This window comes from Methylobacterium sp. WL18 (assembly GCF_008040015.1).
Classification (GTDB): domain Bacteria; phylum Pseudomonadota; class Alphaproteobacteria; order Rhizobiales; family Beijerinckiaceae; genus Methylobacterium; species Methylobacterium mesophilicum.
The window spans coordinates 1-797 of sequence record NZ_VRVD01001127.1 but is presented as its reverse complement, the minus strand read 5'-3'; the positions used below and the strand labels follow the sequence as shown (position 1 = coordinate 797).

The following is a 797-nucleotide window of genomic DNA, read 5'->3' as shown; positions in this document are numbered from 1 at the left end:
ACCACCGGCACCAGCGGCGTGCCGGTGAGCTTGGTGGCCGGGTTGAGCCGGCGCACCACGCTGGCGGGCTCGAACCGGAAGATGAAGGTGCCGGCCGGGTCGGCGGCGAAGTCCGACAGGCCGCGCGCCTTGGCGAGCGCCTGAGCGAGCGTGATGCCGTCGGCCTGGAACGGCAGTTCCGTGGCCTGGCCGAGCGCGCCCACCGCCAGGAAGGTCTGCGGATCGCGCACCAGGGTGAGCACGTCGTTGGGCCGCAGGTAGATGTTCTCCTTGGGGTTCGACACCACGGTGGTCAGCGGCACCGTGGCGGTGACCGGCCCGCGCGACAGGCGCACGAAGGTCTCCGAGACCGGCGAGCGGTTGCCGCCGGCCGACGCGATGACGTCGAGGATGCGGTCGCCGTGGCCCGAGAGCGGCAGGCGCGCGCCGGCGGCGCCCTCGCCGGTGACGGTGACCGCCTGGCTGATCGGCCGGGTGACCGAGACCAGCACCTGCGGCTGGATCGCCTTGCCGGCGAGTTCGTTCTCGATCAGGCCCTGGACGTCCTGGGGCCGGCGGCCGGCGACCTTGATGCGCCCGGCATAGGGCACCGAGATCGCGCCGTCGCGGCCGACCGGCTGCTCGGGGATCAGGGCGGACTTGGAGCCGGCGGAGAAGCGGTCGGCGACCAGGGGTCCGGAGAACAGGCCGCCGGAGCCGGCCTCCCAGACCGAGACCGAGACCATGTCGCCGATGCCGATCACCGGCTCGGTGGAGGGGCGGTGGTCGCCGAAGGAGGCGAGCAGGCTGTCGAGGGG

Annotated in this window: 1 protein-coding gene; it reads right to left on the bottom strand. The window is 73.5% G+C overall.

Translation table 11 applies throughout. The annotated features are described in order from the left end of the window. Positions 1 to 797: polysaccharide biosynthesis/export family protein (locus tag FV228_RS31310; protein ID WP_147857927.1), on the bottom strand; the 797-nt coding region annotated here is incomplete at both ends.